This is a genomic window from Acinetobacter sp. C32I (assembly GCF_023702715.1).
Taxonomy (GTDB): Bacteria; Pseudomonadota; Gammaproteobacteria; order Pseudomonadales; family Moraxellaceae; genus Acinetobacter.
The window spans coordinates 217,732-231,793 of record NZ_CP098480.1; the positions used below are offsets into that span (position 1 = coordinate 217,732).

Annotated in this window: 15 protein-coding genes and 1 pseudogene; 7 read left to right on the forward strand and 9 right to left on the reverse strand. The window is 40.9% G+C overall.

What is annotated here, in order from left to right; all coding sequences use genetic code 11:
• Positions 1-23: 23 nt before the first annotated feature.
• Positions 24-814, forward strand: a pseudogene (locus tag NDN13_RS01040) (DUF7738 domain-containing protein).
• A 40-nt stretch (positions 815-854) separates the two neighbouring features.
• On the opposite strand, the gene purB reads toward NDN13_RS01040, so the two are convergent.
• Genes purB through NDN13_RS01060 form a run of 4 tightly spaced genes read right to left on the reverse strand, consistent with a single transcriptional unit; the run spans position 855 to position 4,674 of the window.
• On the reverse strand, positions 855-2,243 hold the full coding sequence (purB, locus tag NDN13_RS01045) for an adenylosuccinate lyase (RefSeq protein ID WP_251116817.1): 1,389 nt from the start codon (positions 2,241-2,243) through the stop codon (positions 855-857).
• A 54-nt stretch (positions 2,244-2,297) separates the two neighbouring features.
• The gene (hflD, locus tag NDN13_RS01050; protein WP_065342958.1) at positions 2,298-3,029 is read right to left on the reverse strand and encodes a high frequency lysogenization protein HflD; all 732 of its coding nucleotides are present in this window, start codon (positions 3,027-3,029) and stop codon (positions 2,298-2,300) included.
• A gap of 18 nt (positions 3,030-3,047) precedes the next feature.
• Complete coding sequence (gene mnmA, locus NDN13_RS01055; RefSeq protein WP_070076205.1) at positions 3,048-4,181, reverse strand: tRNA 2-thiouridine(34) synthase MnmA; 1,134 nt, start codon at positions 4,179-4,181, stop codon at positions 3,048-3,050.
• Positions 4,182-4,185: 4 nt separating this feature from the next.
• On the reverse strand, positions 4,186-4,674 hold the full coding sequence (locus NDN13_RS01060; protein WP_251116818.1) for an NUDIX hydrolase: 489 nt from the start codon (positions 4,672-4,674) through the stop codon (positions 4,186-4,188).
• A gap of 300 nt (positions 4,675-4,974) precedes the next feature.
• Between NDN13_RS01060 and fmdA the strand changes: the two genes are divergently transcribed.
• Together fmdA and NDN13_RS01070 are read left to right on the forward strand one after the other, a co-directional pair.
• Positions 4,975-6,150, forward strand: coding sequence for a formamidase (gene fmdA / locus NDN13_RS01065; protein ID WP_251116819.1), 1,176 nt, complete (start codon positions 4,975-4,977; stop codon positions 6,148-6,150).
• A gap of 43 nt (positions 6,151-6,193) precedes the next feature.
• Positions 6,194-6,490 carry an FmdB family zinc ribbon protein gene (locus NDN13_RS01070; RefSeq protein WP_251116820.1) on the forward strand — a complete coding sequence of 99 codons (297 nt, stop codon included), beginning with the start codon at positions 6,194-6,196 and terminating at the stop codon, positions 6,488-6,490.
• A 97-nt stretch (positions 6,491-6,587) separates the two neighbouring features.
• On the opposite strand, the gene NDN13_RS01075 is transcribed toward NDN13_RS01070, so the two are convergent.
• From NDN13_RS01075 to NDN13_RS01090, 4 genes are all read right to left on the reverse strand, one after another.
• A complete protein-coding gene (locus NDN13_RS01075; RefSeq protein ID WP_251116821.1) occupies positions 6,588-7,358 on the reverse strand; it encodes a DUF4262 domain-containing protein in 771 nt (256 codons plus the stop codon).
• 65 nt (positions 7,359-7,423) lie between these two features.
• Positions 7,424-7,966, reverse strand: a complete 543-nt coding sequence (locus NDN13_RS01080) for a gamma carbonic anhydrase family protein (RefSeq protein WP_251116822.1) — start codon at positions 7,964-7,966, stop codon at positions 7,424-7,426.
• 92 nt (positions 7,967-8,058) lie between these two features.
• Complete coding sequence (gene dacC, locus NDN13_RS01085) at positions 8,059-9,207, reverse strand: D-alanyl-D-alanine carboxypeptidase PBP5/6 (RefSeq protein ID WP_251116823.1); 1,149 nt, start codon at positions 9,205-9,207, stop codon at positions 8,059-8,061.
• A 127-nt stretch (positions 9,208-9,334) separates the two neighbouring features.
• Entirely contained in the window at positions 9,335-9,739 is a 405-nt protein-coding gene (locus NDN13_RS01090; RefSeq protein WP_251116824.1) for an MCR_0457 family protein, read from the reverse strand.
• A gap of 330 nt (positions 9,740-10,069) precedes the next feature.
• On the opposite strand from NDN13_RS01090, the gene NDN13_RS01095 reads away from it, so the two are divergent.
• Complete coding sequence (locus NDN13_RS01095; RefSeq protein ID WP_251116825.1) at positions 10,070-10,432, forward strand: VOC family protein; 363 nt, start codon at positions 10,070-10,072, stop codon at positions 10,430-10,432.
• 98 nt (positions 10,433-10,530) lie between these two features.
• Here the strand turns inward: NDN13_RS01095 and NDN13_RS01100 are convergent, their stop codons facing one another.
• Positions 10,531-10,905 (reverse strand): MCR_0457 family protein, encoded by a 375-nt coding sequence (locus tag NDN13_RS01100; protein ID WP_251116826.1) that lies wholly within the window; start codon positions 10,903-10,905, stop codon positions 10,531-10,533.
• A 339-nt stretch (positions 10,906-11,244) separates the two neighbouring features.
• Here NDN13_RS01100 and surE point away from each other — a divergent pair, with 339 nt between their 5' ends.
• The 3 genes from surE (at position 11,245) to NDN13_RS01115 (ending at position 14,026) form a co-directional block, all read left to right on the forward strand.
• Complete coding sequence (gene surE / locus NDN13_RS01105; protein ID WP_251116827.1) at positions 11,245-12,015, forward strand: 5'/3'-nucleotidase SurE; 771 nt, start codon at positions 11,245-11,247, stop codon at positions 12,013-12,015.
• 119 nt (positions 12,016-12,134) lie between these two features.
• A complete protein-coding gene (locus NDN13_RS01110; protein ID WP_251116828.1) occupies positions 12,135-12,959 on the forward strand; it encodes a peptidoglycan DD-metalloendopeptidase family protein in 825 nt (274 codons plus the stop codon).
• A 137-nt stretch (positions 12,960-13,096) separates the two neighbouring features.
• Positions 13,097-14,026 (forward strand): LysR family transcriptional regulator, encoded by a 930-nt coding sequence (locus NDN13_RS01115; protein WP_251116829.1) that lies wholly within the window; start codon positions 13,097-13,099, stop codon positions 14,024-14,026.
• The last annotated feature ends 36 nt before the right edge of the window (positions 14,027-14,062 follow it).

The following is a 14,062-nucleotide window of genomic DNA, read 5'->3' on the forward strand; positions in this document are numbered from 1 at the left end:
AACGTATTTGGCAATAAAAAGTTATGAGTTACTCTAAAAAGATTCTATGCAGTTTTTTACCTATTATCTTATGTATGAGTTGCAGTAATGGTCAGTCAGCTGCTCAGGCTAATGCAGATACTGAAGGTGAAGGGTTTGTGAAGAAATTAAATCCACAACATCAGTTTAAGGTTCATGGCTGTGCAATTAATTATAATGGTACAGATCTTTATATGAACTCGACTGTTGAACCTTGGATTAAAGCCTTGGGGAAAAATTATAGAAAAGTGGATAGTACGGATGGAGCTAACTTAACCAATTTATATATTTATGATGATATAGGGGTTCGATTGGTTGAGAGAAAAAATGATAAGCAAATCGATAGTTTTCGTTTCCGTTTAGAACGACCAGAGCACGATATAAAGAAAGAAACAGATGCAGAAATAGAAAAAGAGCTAAAGAAACCTGATACGGAACAAGTGCGAAGTATATTTAAAGATGCGATCGATGTAGATGGCGTACTTGTCGGCGCTTATCCAATGCATGATGAAATTAGAAGTAAATTCCATTCAAAAACCCGGGTGAGCTACAATCTTACGGCAGATTGTAATGAAAATCAAAAAGGTGAGTCATTTGGAATTGAGTTAAGCACCAGTTTTAATGATCCCGAAGTGATTGATCATATGTATTTTTATAATTACTTTGATTCAATTAGTGATGAGGAAAAAGAAAGACAGCGTAAAGAATTTTGTGAAGGTCCTGATAGGAATCATCCTATTCTCGGGGGGGGTGTGAGAATTACCCTATAAAAAATAACAATATTGCCATAAAATAAAAAGCAGAGCCGAAGCTCTGCTTTTTTAAGCCAATCAGTTTTAGATCTTGCTGATCAAATCATTGATTTGTTTTGCTTGCTCAGCTGCATTACCCGTATAAGTTGCAGGTGTTAACTCAGCTAAACGAGTACGTTCGTCTGCTGGCACTTGTGCAAGTTCATCACCATTGACGAAGTTCACCATCATTTCTCGTGTCATTGCTTGACCACGAGTAAGCGCTTTTAATTTTTCGTATGGCTTCTCAACGTTATAACGACGCATAACAGTCTGGATTGGCTCTGCAAGAACTTCTTGTGCTTGGTTTAAATCTTCATCTAAACGTGTAGCATTCAACTCAAGTTTGCCAACACCTTTTAAGCAAGCATCAAAAGCAATTAAGCTTTGCGCAAAACCAACACCCATATTACGTAATACAGTTGAGTCAGTTAAGTCACGCTGCCAGCGAGAAACAGGAAGCTTTTCACCTAGGTGACCTAAAACAGCATTGGCAATACCTAAGTTACCTTCTGAGTTTTCGAAGTCAATTGGGTTGACTTTGTGCGGCATAGTTGAAGAACCAACTTCACCATCTTTTAACTTTTGTTTGAAGTAACCCAGCGAGATATAACCCCATACGTCACGGTTAAAGTCGATCAAGATGGTGTTGTAGCGACGTAAAGCATCAAACAATTCAGCCATATAATCATGTGGCTCGATTTGAGTGGTGTATGGGTTGAAGCTTAGGCCTAAAGATTCAACAAATGCTTGTGCATGTGCAGCCCAATCAATTTCTGGGTATGCAGAAAGGTGAGCATTATAGTTACCTACAGCACCATTGATTTTGCCGAGTAACTCAACATTTTCAAATTGCTTGATTTGACGTGCTAAACGATACGCAACGTTTGCCATCTCTTTACCCAAAGTAGTAGGGCTTGCAGTTTGACCGTGTGTACGCGACAACATTGGTTGTTCAGCATGTGTTGTTGCCAAAGCTGAAATCGCATTGAGAAGTTGCTTCATACTTGCAACTAAAACTTCACGACCATTTTTCAACATTAGCGCATGAGACAAGTTATTGATGTCTTCAGAGGTACATGCAAAGTGAATAAATTCGCCTGCATTTTGTAATTCATCAATGTTGGCAATTTTTTCTTTAAGGAAATATTCAACTGCTTTTACATCGTGGTTCGTAGTGCGTTCAATTTCTTTAATGCGGTTTGCATCTTCTTCTGAGAAGTTTGAAACGATTGCATCTAAAGCAGCATTGGTTTCATTTGAAAACGGCGCAACTTCAATAATTTCTGCACGATTTGCAAGTGCTTGTAACCAACGCACTTCAACCGTGACACGAGCGTGGATTAAACCAAACTCAGACAAAAAAGGGCGTAGGGCATCGCATTTGCTAGCGTAACGTCCATCAAGTGGCGAGAGTGCGGTTAAAGCATTCATACAGATTCCTTAATTTTGGAATAAACATAAAAATAAATTCGTTGTAGCATCGGTCTATACCACCTGATACTGCAAACGAGCGAGAGCTTGAATATCTTGCAATAATTTGCGTTTACTAAAGATCATACTCCAGGAGCTGCCACCGAGCTGCTTCCATAAATGTGCAAGTTGTAAGCCTGTAAAGAGGCATGCACGAATACGGTTGGTATGATTGATATCTTTAAATGCTTCGGCATTACCGCGGACTAAAATACGCGGATTAATCTGTCCTGCAGTTTCGACATAAGTCTGTGCGAGATTGGCAATGATGCTTGGGTGTAAATAATTATTATCGAAAAAAGACAGTTGTTTTAAGATTTTTTGTTGGGCTGTTTCAATGATTTTGACGTATTCAGGGTTGCTGTAGACTTTCTTTTCCAACTGCAATAAGGCCATCGCATAGGACATTGGCAGTTTGGCAGTGGACATCTTCGGAACACGGGATTTCGGTGCAGTATTAAAAGGCTGGGTAATACAGCCTTCTAATGTTTTTAAACCGAGTGAAATATCTGCAAGTTGATTAAAAAAATCTAAGGTCTGAGTGGCATTGTTGGCGGTAGGACGTATATTCAGGCTGGCTTTAATCAAGAGCTCAAAATAGAAATTACCACTGTCGCCAATGCTTTGCTGGCCCGCCATGGCAGTCATATGTGTTAACTGAGTTGACTGAAAGACTGCGGCCAATGCTAGAGCACGGTTCTGTCTAACATTCAACGCTTGAGTGTGCTGAAAGGGTAACTCGACCATGCTTCGCTTCCAATTTCCTTAAATAAAATCTGGTTCAGGTGCATTGGTATGGTGAATGACACCACCACCTAAGCAGACCTCTCCAGAATAGAACACCACGCTTTGTCCTGGAGTCACAGCGCGTTGCGGCTCATCAAACTCAACACGGATGCCATGTTCAGTCTGTTCATCACGATAGATAGTACACGCTTGATCTGGCTGACGATAACGGGTTTTCGCTGTGCAGCGGAATCCAGCCGATGGAATGTCCTGTTCACCTGCAACCCAATCAATCGACTCGCTCCAAAGTTGCGTACTTTGCATCAGTGGATGCTCATGTCCTTGACCAATCACCAAGCGATTATTGGCAATATCTTTATGGAGTACGAACCATGCACCTTCTTGCACACCTTTCATACCACCGATACCGATACCACCGCGCTGACCCAGCGTATAGTACATCAAGCCATGATGTTCACCAACTTCTTTACCTGATTCCAAAACAATTTTTCCGGCTTGTGCAGGTAAGTATTGTTTAAGGAAGTCGGTAAAGCGACGTTCACCAATAAAACAAATACCCGTTGAGTCTTTCTTCTTGGCAGTTGCTAAATCAAGCTGTTCTGCAATACGACGAACTTCTGGCTTTTCAATTTCGCCAACAGGGAACAAGGTCTTGTTAATTTCACGACCATGTACCGCATGTAAGAAATAGGTTTGGTCTTTATTATTATCGACACCACGGAGCAATGGGGCATAAGTCTCGCCGCGTGAGTTTTGTGTGCTTGCACCACGACGTGCATAGTGACCTGTGGCAATAAAGTCTGCACCTAAGGTCATGGCATGATCGAGGAAAGCACGGAATTTAATTTCTTTATTACACAAAATATCTGGGTTTGGTGTGCGGCCTGCAGCATATTCAGCTAAGAAATGCTCAAAGACACGATCCCAATATTCCATCGCAAAGTTAGCTGTATGTAGCTTGATGCCAATCTTATCTGCAACGGCTTGAGCATCTGCCAAGTCTTCGAGTGCTGTGCAGTATTCCGTACCATCATCTTCTTCCCAGTTTTTCATGAAAAGACCTTCAACTTGATATCCTTGTTGAAGTAATAATGCGGCAGAAACGGAGGAGTCTACACCACCAGACATACCGACGATGACACGTTGTTGCATCTAATTAAGCGTCCAAATGAGAAGTTAATGAGGGAGAAAATGGGTGCTCATAAATAAGCGATAAAGGATATTTTTTGCCAGCAAGGGCATCTTTAACAGCTTTTAAAACCAGTGGACTGCGCGCACGTGCAGATTCTTGTAGCTCATCTAAACTCATCCATACTGCAGCGACAATGCCTGTATCCAGTTGTGCATTTTCTTCAACTGCCGACACATGGGCCAAGAAGCAAAAACGGTAATAAGTGCGGTCTGGAAACATTGGTGGCGTATAGGTATAGATCCCAAGCAGATGATCAATTTCGACGTGATGACCTGTTTCTTCTAAGGTCTCACGGATGGCTGCTTCGATAATGGTTTCACCACATTCGACATGACCCGCAGGTTGATTAAACACGGTATGTACAAAGCCTTCGCTGTGTTCTTCAACAAACAGAAAACGTCCGTCTTTTTCGACTACAGTGGCGACTGTGACATGAGGTGTCCAAGCGGTCATAGAAAGCACCAAGGTTTTAAAAAACGTATTCTACAAAATTTGACTGTTTTTGGCTACACAGGAAGGCTAATTCACTAAAGTGGAAGAAAAATATTTGCTGCCATCAGTGTGTATTTGATGTGTTGAGAATCGAAAAGGAATTGCTTCAAAAAAACAGAATATGCTAGTGTGTTTTTTGACCGCAAGGTAAAAATAATAATCCCTGCCAAGAAAAGTCATATTTGTGATGGCCTTTCAATGATTTAGAAGTAGAACAGATAATTTATTAGATTGATAGACAGCACACGGAGTTAAAATATTATGCAGCATATTAAAATTAAACCTGGTGTCGCTTTAGCAGAACAAGCAGAGATTGGCCATAATCGCTGGCATCCAGATATTCCATTTTTAACATCGGTGAAACCAGGCGAAGAAATTCTCATTGAAAGTCTAGATTTTTTGGACGCTCAAATTAAAGATACCGATGATGTTTCTGATGTAAAACATGTTGATCTCACTCGAGCACATCCATTGACAGGACCTTTTTATGTTGAAGGTGCTGAGCCAGGCGATTTATTGGTGATTGATCTTCTGGATATTCAGCCAATCTCCGATGTGGGTTTTTCTGGCGTTTTTGCGAAAGAAAATGGCGGTGGCTTTTTAGCGGATTATTTCCCTGAAGCGGATAAGGCAATTTGGGATTTAAAAGGATTATTTGCAACGTCACGTCATATCCCTGGTGTTCGTATTGCGGGCTTAAAACATCCTGGATTAATGGGGACGCTTCCCTCGCATGAGCTTTTAAAAGAGTGGAATCGTAGAGAGGCTTTATTGGTTCCTAAGGGACAGGCAAATCCACCTGATCCTAGAACTGCAGTGTTACGAGGTGTGACAGGGGCTGAGTTTGATCGGATGGCAGTTGAAGCGGCTCGTACGGTACCACCACGTGAACATGGTGGTAATACCGATATTAAAGATCTAGCTGCGGGCAGTCGTATTTATTTTCCTGTGTATCAGAAAGGTGCTGGCTTCTCGATGGGCGATCTGCATTTTTCGCAAGGTGATGGCGAAATCGGATTCTGTGGTGCGATTGAAATGGATGGGGTAACACGTGTTGGCTTTGACCTAATTAAAGGTGGAATGGAAAAATATAATATTGATTCACCTATCTTTGTTCCAAGCAATGTCAGACCTAATTACGATCAGTGGTTAACCTTTGAAGGCATTAGTGTGGAAAATGGGGTAAATCATTATTTGGATGCCACGGTTGCCTATCGTCAGGCCTGTTTAAAGGCGATTAAATATCTTGAGAATTTTGGATTTACAGGATCTCAAGCCTATATGTTATTGACCGCTGCACCTGTTGAAGGGCGTATCGGTGGCATTGTGGATATTCCAAACTGTGCTTGCACAATTTCTTTACCAACCTCGATCTTTGAGAAGAATATTTTGCCGCAAGGTGCCTTAAACGAGAATAAGTTTTGGGGACATCGTTAGTCTTGGATGAGTGCAAGATTGATCGTTAAAGAAGGATTTTAAGATGCCACTGTATGATTTTAGATGTGAATGTTGTGAAGGGATTTTCGAGCAGAATGTCCCAATGGCCAGTATTGCAAGGGATAATACATCTTGCCCATATTGCCAGCAATCCATGTTATTAAAACCGATGATAACAGGGCATCAAAAGATCTCAGTCAAAAATAAATGGCGACCCTCATCGAGTGCCGAGCAATTGGCAGGGCCCTTGGTTGAAGGACCTGGAACCAGTAAAAAAAGTGCTCGGACTTCAGTGTTGCATAACTGCCGAGGTGTGAATTGTTCTTTATGTGAGCTTTGAACCTCTGCACTTTAAAAGTAAGAGATATTGCCATCCTGTCTTTTGTTGTATTGGATGGCCTCTATCTAAGCTTGATGATATGCCTCTAGGGATAACGTCATTCTTCCTGATATTCCTCAAGATCTAATTTTTTCCATGCATCGCCGATGAAATCTCTTTCAGCCACTTGACCGTAACCAAGATCAAAAATGTTATTCAGACTCGGGTCTTTTAAAATCATTTGTTCCAAGGCAACTAAGCGAATATCATCGGGTTCTTGATCTCCAGTTAAAAACTGCCAATCACCATCGGTATCGTGAACAACACGTAAGATGGGTTGATTGTACTCTAGCCATTGCCGAGTGGTAAAAATACCGAGGTTTTTAGCTTCTCTGAACTTAAAATCAGCATTTCGGTCTAAGAGTGGTTGATCATGAATAAATTCTTCCTCAAACCCATCTTCCCAAGGCAATTTATTATTACGATCTGCCCAAACCAATTGCAAAGCGGAAAAATTGTCGTGTTGATAGTAATTTAAAGCAGCACCAAAATAATCTTCAATATTTTTAACATCTACAGGCAAAAATTGAGCACGAGTTTCTTTAAAAATTTGATCGCCATACTCTTGATTGAGAGTAATTGTTTCTCCATTTTTGATCAGATTGGCGACATCATTGATGATGGTATGCGCTAAGTCCGTTGGTAACCCAAAGCATATGATTTCAGGGTGCTGATAGCTTTCATATAAACCAATACTATAACTAAAAGAGGGTAAATAGTCTGTCGCGCTAATTCCTATAACTTGCAGTCCGTACTTTTCAATATTGAGCTTAATTGTATTAATGAGTGCATCAGGAGTAGGGCAATTATGTGGATGATCAGTATTCATTAGATATCTCTAAAAGTTCATTATTTTTTATTATGCATAAAGGCGTGAAGAAAATAATAACGAAGCTAGGCTTCGCTATTCTTATAATTATCCTTCACTTTCACATAATGATGTGCTGAATAAGGAAGGAACTCCATTTCTTTTTCAGTCAATGCACGAACTTGCTGTACTGGACTACCGACATAGAGATAACCGCTTTTTAGAACTTTACGTGGCGGCACCAGACTACTGGCACCAATCATCACATCATCTTCAATGATGACATCATCTAAAACAACGGTATTAATCCCGATCAAGACACGATTACCAATGGTGCATCCATGTAAAGTTACATGATGTCCAACCGTCACATCTTCACCAATGACCAGTGGAGAACCATTCGGTTTAGATTGATTTTTGTGGCTGACATGTAACATACAGTGATCTTGTACATTACTATTTTTGCCGATCTGAATCGAATTTACATCACCACGAATCACAGCAAAAGGCCAGACCGAAACATTCTCTGCGAGCTGGACATCACCAATTACCACTGACATGTCATCAATGTAGCAGCTTGAATCAACGTCAGGTTTTTGGTCTAAATAAGGACGGATGTTCTTTGGCATAAGGGCTTTCGATCGGAAAATTTAAAGGAATTATAAAATAAAAAAGCATTCATGCCCAAGAGCATGAATGCTTAATCGTACTCTTCTAAAACTTAGAATAAGTTACTGAAGAACATTTTGACATGGTCAATCATGCGGGCAAAGAAGCCAGCTTCTTCAACCGGTTTTAATGCCACAAGTGGTTTTTCTGCAATCACTTTGCCATCAAGACTCGCCACTAATTTACCAACCACTTGACCTTTGGCTAAAGGTGCATTCAGTTTAGGTTGAACTACAAGCTGAGTTTTGATCTTGTCTGCTTGACCTTTAGGCATGGTCACATTGAAGTTTTCAGCTAGGCCAATTTGAACTTCGTCTTGTTTACCGAACCATACTTTTGCTTTAGCAAGAACTTGGTTGGCAGGTTGAACGTTTGCAGTTTCAAAGTTTGCAAAACCCCAAGCCAATAAGGTACGTGTCTGGCTGGCACGTTCATTCATGCTTGGTGTACCAAAGATTACCGAAATCAAACGCATTGGACCGCGTTTACTTGATGTGGTTAAGCAGAAGCCTGCTTCATTGGTATGACCTGTTTTTAATCCATCAACACTTGGATCGGTATAAAGCAGGGCATTACGGTTACCTTGCTTAATCCCGTTGAACGTAAATTCTTTTTCAGAATAGATTGGGTAGTATTTCGAGCTATCTTTAATAATATGCTGAGCAAGAATCGCCATATCTTTTGCAGTTGAGTAATGACCATCAGCAGGCATACCTGTAGAGTTGATGAAATGTGTATTCACCATACCTACACGTTTTGCTTCTTGGTTCATCATGTGGGCAAAAGTACCTTCATTGCCCGCAATGTGCTCAGCCATTGCTTTAGAAGCATCATTACCTGACTGGATAATAATACCACGTAGCATTTCTAAAACTGTTGCCGTGCCATTTAAAGGAACGTACATACATGATTCAGAGCTACTACCACGACACCACGCTGATTCATTCATGCGTACCTGTTCGTTTTCAGTCAATTCACCCTTTAAAAGTTTCTGCTCAATGATGTAGCTTGTCATCATTTTTGTCATTGAAGCAGGTGCAAGTTTTTCATTTTCGTTTTTGGCAGCGAGAATCTGTCCTGTCTCGTAATCCATGAGTACATAGGATTTATTATTTAATTCTGGTGGAGCAGATAGGACAGTTGCTGCATATGAAAAGCTTGGCAAAAGGAGTAATGCAGCAAGAGCGCTTTTTTGAGTCATTCTAGGTGGTTCCAATATCTTGTATGAAGCAGACGAGCCTAGCATTTTAGGACAAAGCAAAGCCGACTTCTACGGGGGAAGTCGGCTTTTTCATACAGTATTGTAACCTGAAGCTTAATTGGTCGGATTATTTCGAATAATAATTACGAACATCATCGCAAATTTGACGATTGTCATTGTCAGAAGCCGCTTTTGCATCTGCACGTGCTTCTTTTAATGCTTCTTGATAGTCTTTGCCTTTGACTCGTTTATTGAGGGTCTCAACGGCATTACCATCGTTGTTTAAATAAGCTTTGACGAGATTGTCATAGGCTTTATTAAATTTTAAATCTTTGCCGATTAAGCTTGGACAAATTTCGGAAAGTACATAGATCGCTGCAAGTTCTTGTTTGGTCACAGTATCAGAAGTTGGGGTGACTTCAATCTTTTCTGCTTCAGCGGCTTTTTTATCTGCTGCAAAGGCTGTAGGAGCTAAAGCGCTCGAAGCGATGAGCAATGATAAACCTAGTGTTTTAAAAACATTTTTCTTCATAAGAAATCAAACTCAAAAACAAGACTTAAAGAATTTGAATAACTTATAGCATAAAAGCATGTTAAAAAATGTATGTTTGCTGTAGGAAGCGTGGAGAAAATGTGGGGATAGATGTACAGAATATAAAACCTAATGATCTGATTGAGGTTTGCTGTGCCTTGTCTTGGCATCTAGGCTTGCCAAAGATTTGCATAAAAAGTAGGCTGTTTGAAGTGGGTTGCTCTTATCGAATTAGGATGAGCGTGGAGGGCAGAGCTAACACTGCAGGATGCGTTCGCAAAGTAAAATGCGAGAGAAAATAAGAAGTCTGTATAGAACAGGAGTAATAAGATGAAGACAAAATTCACAGGCGGTGTTGATATCGCGCTTAAACTTCCACCACATCAATTCGAAGCCACCGTTGCATTTTATCGTGATGTGATTGGCCTTAAACAAATTACAGACAAATTGCCTGATATCGGTTTTGAACTTGGACCTGTTAAATTATGGATCGCTGCGGCACCTGAGATGAGTCAAGCTGAGCTTTGGCTTGAATTATTTACCGATAATTTTCCTGAAGCTGCTGAATATTTGGAAGCCGCAGGCGTGATTCGTTGTGATGCGATTGAACCCTTAGCAGAGGGATTTCGAGGAGGGTGGATTAGCAGTCCAGCCAATATTATTCATATGGTTCGTGAACCGGATGCTTGGTAATGGTTATTCGAGTAACATCAATACTTTTGATTAATTAGAATAGTGATGTGGTTTTAACTCATTCAATTGTTAAAACCACATCAGATTTCTAAAAGTAATTAACCTTCAAAGTTAAGGACTTCATCACAAACTGATTTTTGCTCTGCTTTATCCACTTCTGATGCTGCTTCACGCGCATCTTTTAGTAAGGTTTTAAACTCAGCGTCGTTCTGCAAGCTGTCTAAAGAAGCTGTTTTATCAGAATAATTGCTGAGATATGAGCCCACCATCTTTTTGATATTCTGGTCAAATTTAGCATTCTTGCCAATCAGGTTTGGACACATTTCAATAAGCACTTGGGCATTGGCAATGTCATCTTTAATTAAAGCATCTGCTTCTTTTACTGAAACCGCTTCATCAGCAAAAACAACGGGTGCTGCTAAAAGTGTGAAACTCACCCCGAAAATTCGAATAAAATTAGATAAATGTCTCATGGCTATATAAATTTCTAATACTATGAAGACCTAAATATATATAATTCAAGGAATAATTCAATTGAAAAAACTGTCGAGTAAGCTGAACGCTGTTGACACTTTTATGACGTTGCTGGCAAAGCATCGTCTTGCATTTATGTTCTCAATTATTGTTGGGAATTGAAATCAATTTGCACTATGTTCACCGCTCAGCGACGGTTAGAATTGGCTCAAAGCTCATGATGAAACTTGACAAAAGTTGTGTCATTGCCTAGGTTTCACGCCAGATTTAAATTATGTTGGCCTAAACGTAAGGGATGACTGAAATATCAGTTGTCCTCTAATAGAGAATAGATTTTAGTGAATATCTTAATAGCAAATGATGATGGTGTGTTTGCACCTGGGCTACAAGCTTTAGCGCAAGCATTAAAACCTTTGGGTCGTGTCGTGGTGGTTGCGCCAGAAAGTGAACGCAGTGGTTATTCCAGTGCTTTGACTTTAGATCGTCCTTTACGACCAATACAAATTTCTGAAGATGTTTGGGCAGTCAATGGAACGCCTGCTGACTGTGTTTATTTATCCACGAACGGGCTATTCGATTTTGAATTTGATCTGGTGGTGAGTGGCATCAATAGTGGTGCAAATCTTGGCGATGATGTGCTCTATTCAGGTACGGTGGGTGCAGCTTTTGAAGGGCGTTTAATGAAGCATCCTGCGATTGCCGTCTCATTGGCTGGTTCAAATGTACGTTCTTATGAACATCCACAGCACTATGCCGTTGCTGCACAATGGGTACATGATTTTATTGCTAAGGGCCTTCCTGTATTGCCACCACGTCATATCTTTAATATTAACATTCCAGATATTGAACAGCTTAAGGGTGCACAGGTAACCTATCAGGGGCGTCGTGCTCAATCTAAACCGATTAGTAGCCATGTCGATCCGCGTGGTCGTCAGGTGTACTGGATTGGTTTGGCAGGAGAGGCGATTACCGATCCACAAGCGGTATCGAGTGATATTCAGTCCGATTTCTTTGCGGTTTCGAACGGTTATGTCAGCATTACACCGATTCAGATGGATGCAACCAACTATGCGGTGCTTGAAAATTTACATGCTCATGTAAATGGTTAGGCGTATGAATGTTATAACTTTGTGAATATAGAATGTGAGAGCTCGTTTTTTCTCACTTTTTTGGTACTCTTAGGCGCAAATGTAATAATGAATTAAGGTTTTTTTCGATGAGGGCGAAGATGCACTTAAACCATGTCTCGGTTTTTCTATCACAGAAGATGATTAAAACAATCGTTTTGTCTATGGCGGTTGCGACAGTGGCAGTTATGACAGGTTGTGCATCTAAACCGCAAGTAAATGGTGGGGCTCGCCATGTGCAAGCACCAAACTATTACACCGTTCGTTCGGGTGATACTTTAAGTGCAATTTCAAACCGTTATGGCTTGAACTATCTAGATGTTGCTGCATTGAATGGTATTGCGCCGCCGTATCGAATTTATGTCAATCAGTCTTTGCGTCTCAAAGGCTCTGTGGCACAGCGTACAACTTCTACGCAAGCCATGACACAGACCACACCAATTCAACGTCAAAGCATTAACTTACCAACTCAGCAGCCTGTTGCTCCAAAAACACAGCCTGTGGTACCGAGACCTGTTGCTCCAGTTGTACCCGTGAATCCATCTACGACCTTGGCATCAAGTTTACGTTGGGTGAAGCCGTCGAATGGGCCAATTATTCAAAGCTATAATATGGCGAGTAATGTAAAAGGTACGCGTTACGGTGGTAATGAGGGTGATCCAATTTTTGCCGCAGCGAATGGTCAAGTGGTCTATGCAGCAGATGGCTTAAAAGAGTACGGCAACCTAGTTTTGGTTAAACATATTGATGGCTATATCACCGCTTATGCGCATAACAGCAAAATGCTAGTGAAGAGTGGCGATACGGTAACGGCTGGACAAAAAATTGCAGAGATGGGTTCTTCTGGTGCTTCGCGCGTCATGATGGAGTTCCAAGTCCGTTTAGATGGAAAACCTGTGAATCCTGTCACAGTTTTACCAAATTAACCTTAAGATTATTAACAATATTTCAATTATTTATTAATAATCCTCTAGTGCGTAAATAGACTTCCTTGTATACTGAAATGAGATTGCTTTCATTAGAACAATAAGCATATTAATAAATTAAGGTAAGAGGGAAGTCTATGCTAGATCAATTGCGTGCAATGGGGGTGTTCGCCTGTGTTGTGGAAAGAAGCTCGTTTAGCGGTGCGGCTAGAGAGTTGGGAATTACAACCAGCGCAGTCAGTCAACAAATCCGTTCTTTAGAACAAGAAATGGATGTCACCTTACTCCATCGCTCAACACGAAAACTCAGTCTCACCGAAGCAGGACAAGCATTCTTTTTAAGTTGCCAAGAAATGTTGGCGGCTGCTGAACGTGGCAAGATTCGAATTAATGAATTAAGAGATGATCTGGTTGGGGATTTACGTATTGCCACTACACCAGAATTGGGTGCATTGCATGTCATTCCTGCACTTTCCCATTGGATGTCAGCGCATAAAGGCTTGGCTATTCATTTTGAAGCGGATCACCGTTATATTGATCTGATCGAAGAGCGAATTGATATTGCGATTCGTATGAGTCTCAAAGTTGATGATCATCAACTTTCTGCTGTGCCTTTGGCACGAGTAGATCAGGTATTGGTTGCTTCACCCAGTTATCTCAATCAAGCTCAGCCGATCACGCGCCCAGAAGACTTACGTCACCATGAATTACTGCCAATCACGTTAATGCAAGGCTATCAACATTTTGCATTCCGTCATGGTACCAGTGGTGAAGTTGTCAATGTGGATATGAAATCCCGTTTAGGCACCAATAATGTCTTTGTCGCAAAATCACTATGCCAACAAGGACATGGTGTCGCACGTATTCTGTATATGGATATTCAAAAAGAATTGGTAAACGGCTCTTTGGTTGAAGTTTTACCTGATTGGCAATTACCAGCCTATACCTTGCATGCTTTAACCTCTAAACGTGAGCAGTATCCAATGAAAGTGCATCGCTGTATTGATGCGCTGAAGCAATACTTTGCTCAACTTCCTGGTGGACGCTCCTTGCAGGGCGTAGCCTAATAAAAAAAGCCATGCTCCGAAAGGAACATGGCTTTT

Excerpts from the sequence above, each read along its gene's own strand:
- NDN13_RS01060 (WP_251116818.1), bottom strand. The coding sequence starts at position 4,674 with ATGACCGCTTGGACACCTCATGTCACAGTCGCCACTGTAGTCGAAAAA.
- NDN13_RS01080 (WP_251116822.1), bottom strand. The coding sequence starts at position 7,966 with ATGCCAAAGAACATCCGTCCTTATTTAGACCAAAAACCTGACGTTGAT.
- NDN13_RS01090 (WP_251116824.1), bottom strand. The coding sequence starts at position 9,739 with ATGAAGAAAAATGTTTTTAAAACACTAGGTTTATCATTGCTCATCGCT.
- NDN13_RS01070 (WP_251116820.1), top strand. The coding sequence starts at position 6,194 with ATGCCACTGTATGATTTTAGATGTGAATGTTGTGAAGGGATTTTCGAG.
- NDN13_RS01100 (WP_251116826.1), bottom strand. The coding sequence starts at position 10,905 with ATGAGACATTTATCTAATTTTATTCGAATTTTCGGGGTGAGTTTCACA.
- NDN13_RS01075 (WP_251116821.1), bottom strand. The coding sequence starts at position 7,358 with ATGAATACTGATCATCCACATAATTGCCCTACTCCTGATGCACTCATT.
- hflD (WP_065342958.1), bottom strand. The coding sequence starts at position 3,029 with ATGGTCGAGTTACCCTTTCAGCACACTCAAGCGTTGAATGTTAGACAG.
- mnmA (WP_070076205.1), bottom strand. The coding sequence starts at position 4,181 with ATGCAACAACGTGTCATCGTCGGTATGTCTGGTGGTGTAGACTCCTCC.
- NDN13_RS01095 (WP_251116825.1), top strand. The coding sequence starts at position 10,070 with ATGAAGACAAAATTCACAGGCGGTGTTGATATCGCGCTTAAACTTCCA.
- purB (WP_251116817.1), bottom strand. The coding sequence starts at position 2,243 with ATGAATGCTTTAACCGCACTCTCGCCACTTGATGGACGTTACGCTAGC.
- NDN13_RS01110 (WP_251116828.1), top strand. The coding sequence starts at position 12,135 with ATGCACTTAAACCATGTCTCGGTTTTTCTATCACAGAAGATGATTAAA.
- dacC (WP_251116823.1), bottom strand. The coding sequence starts at position 9,207 with ATGACTCAAAAAAGCGCTCTTGCTGCATTACTCCTTTTGCCAAGCTTT.
- NDN13_RS01115 (WP_251116829.1), top strand. The coding sequence starts at position 13,097 with ATGCTAGATCAATTGCGTGCAATGGGGGTGTTCGCCTGTGTTGTGGAA.
- fmdA (WP_251116819.1), top strand. The coding sequence starts at position 4,975 with ATGCAGCATATTAAAATTAAACCTGGTGTCGCTTTAGCAGAACAAGCA.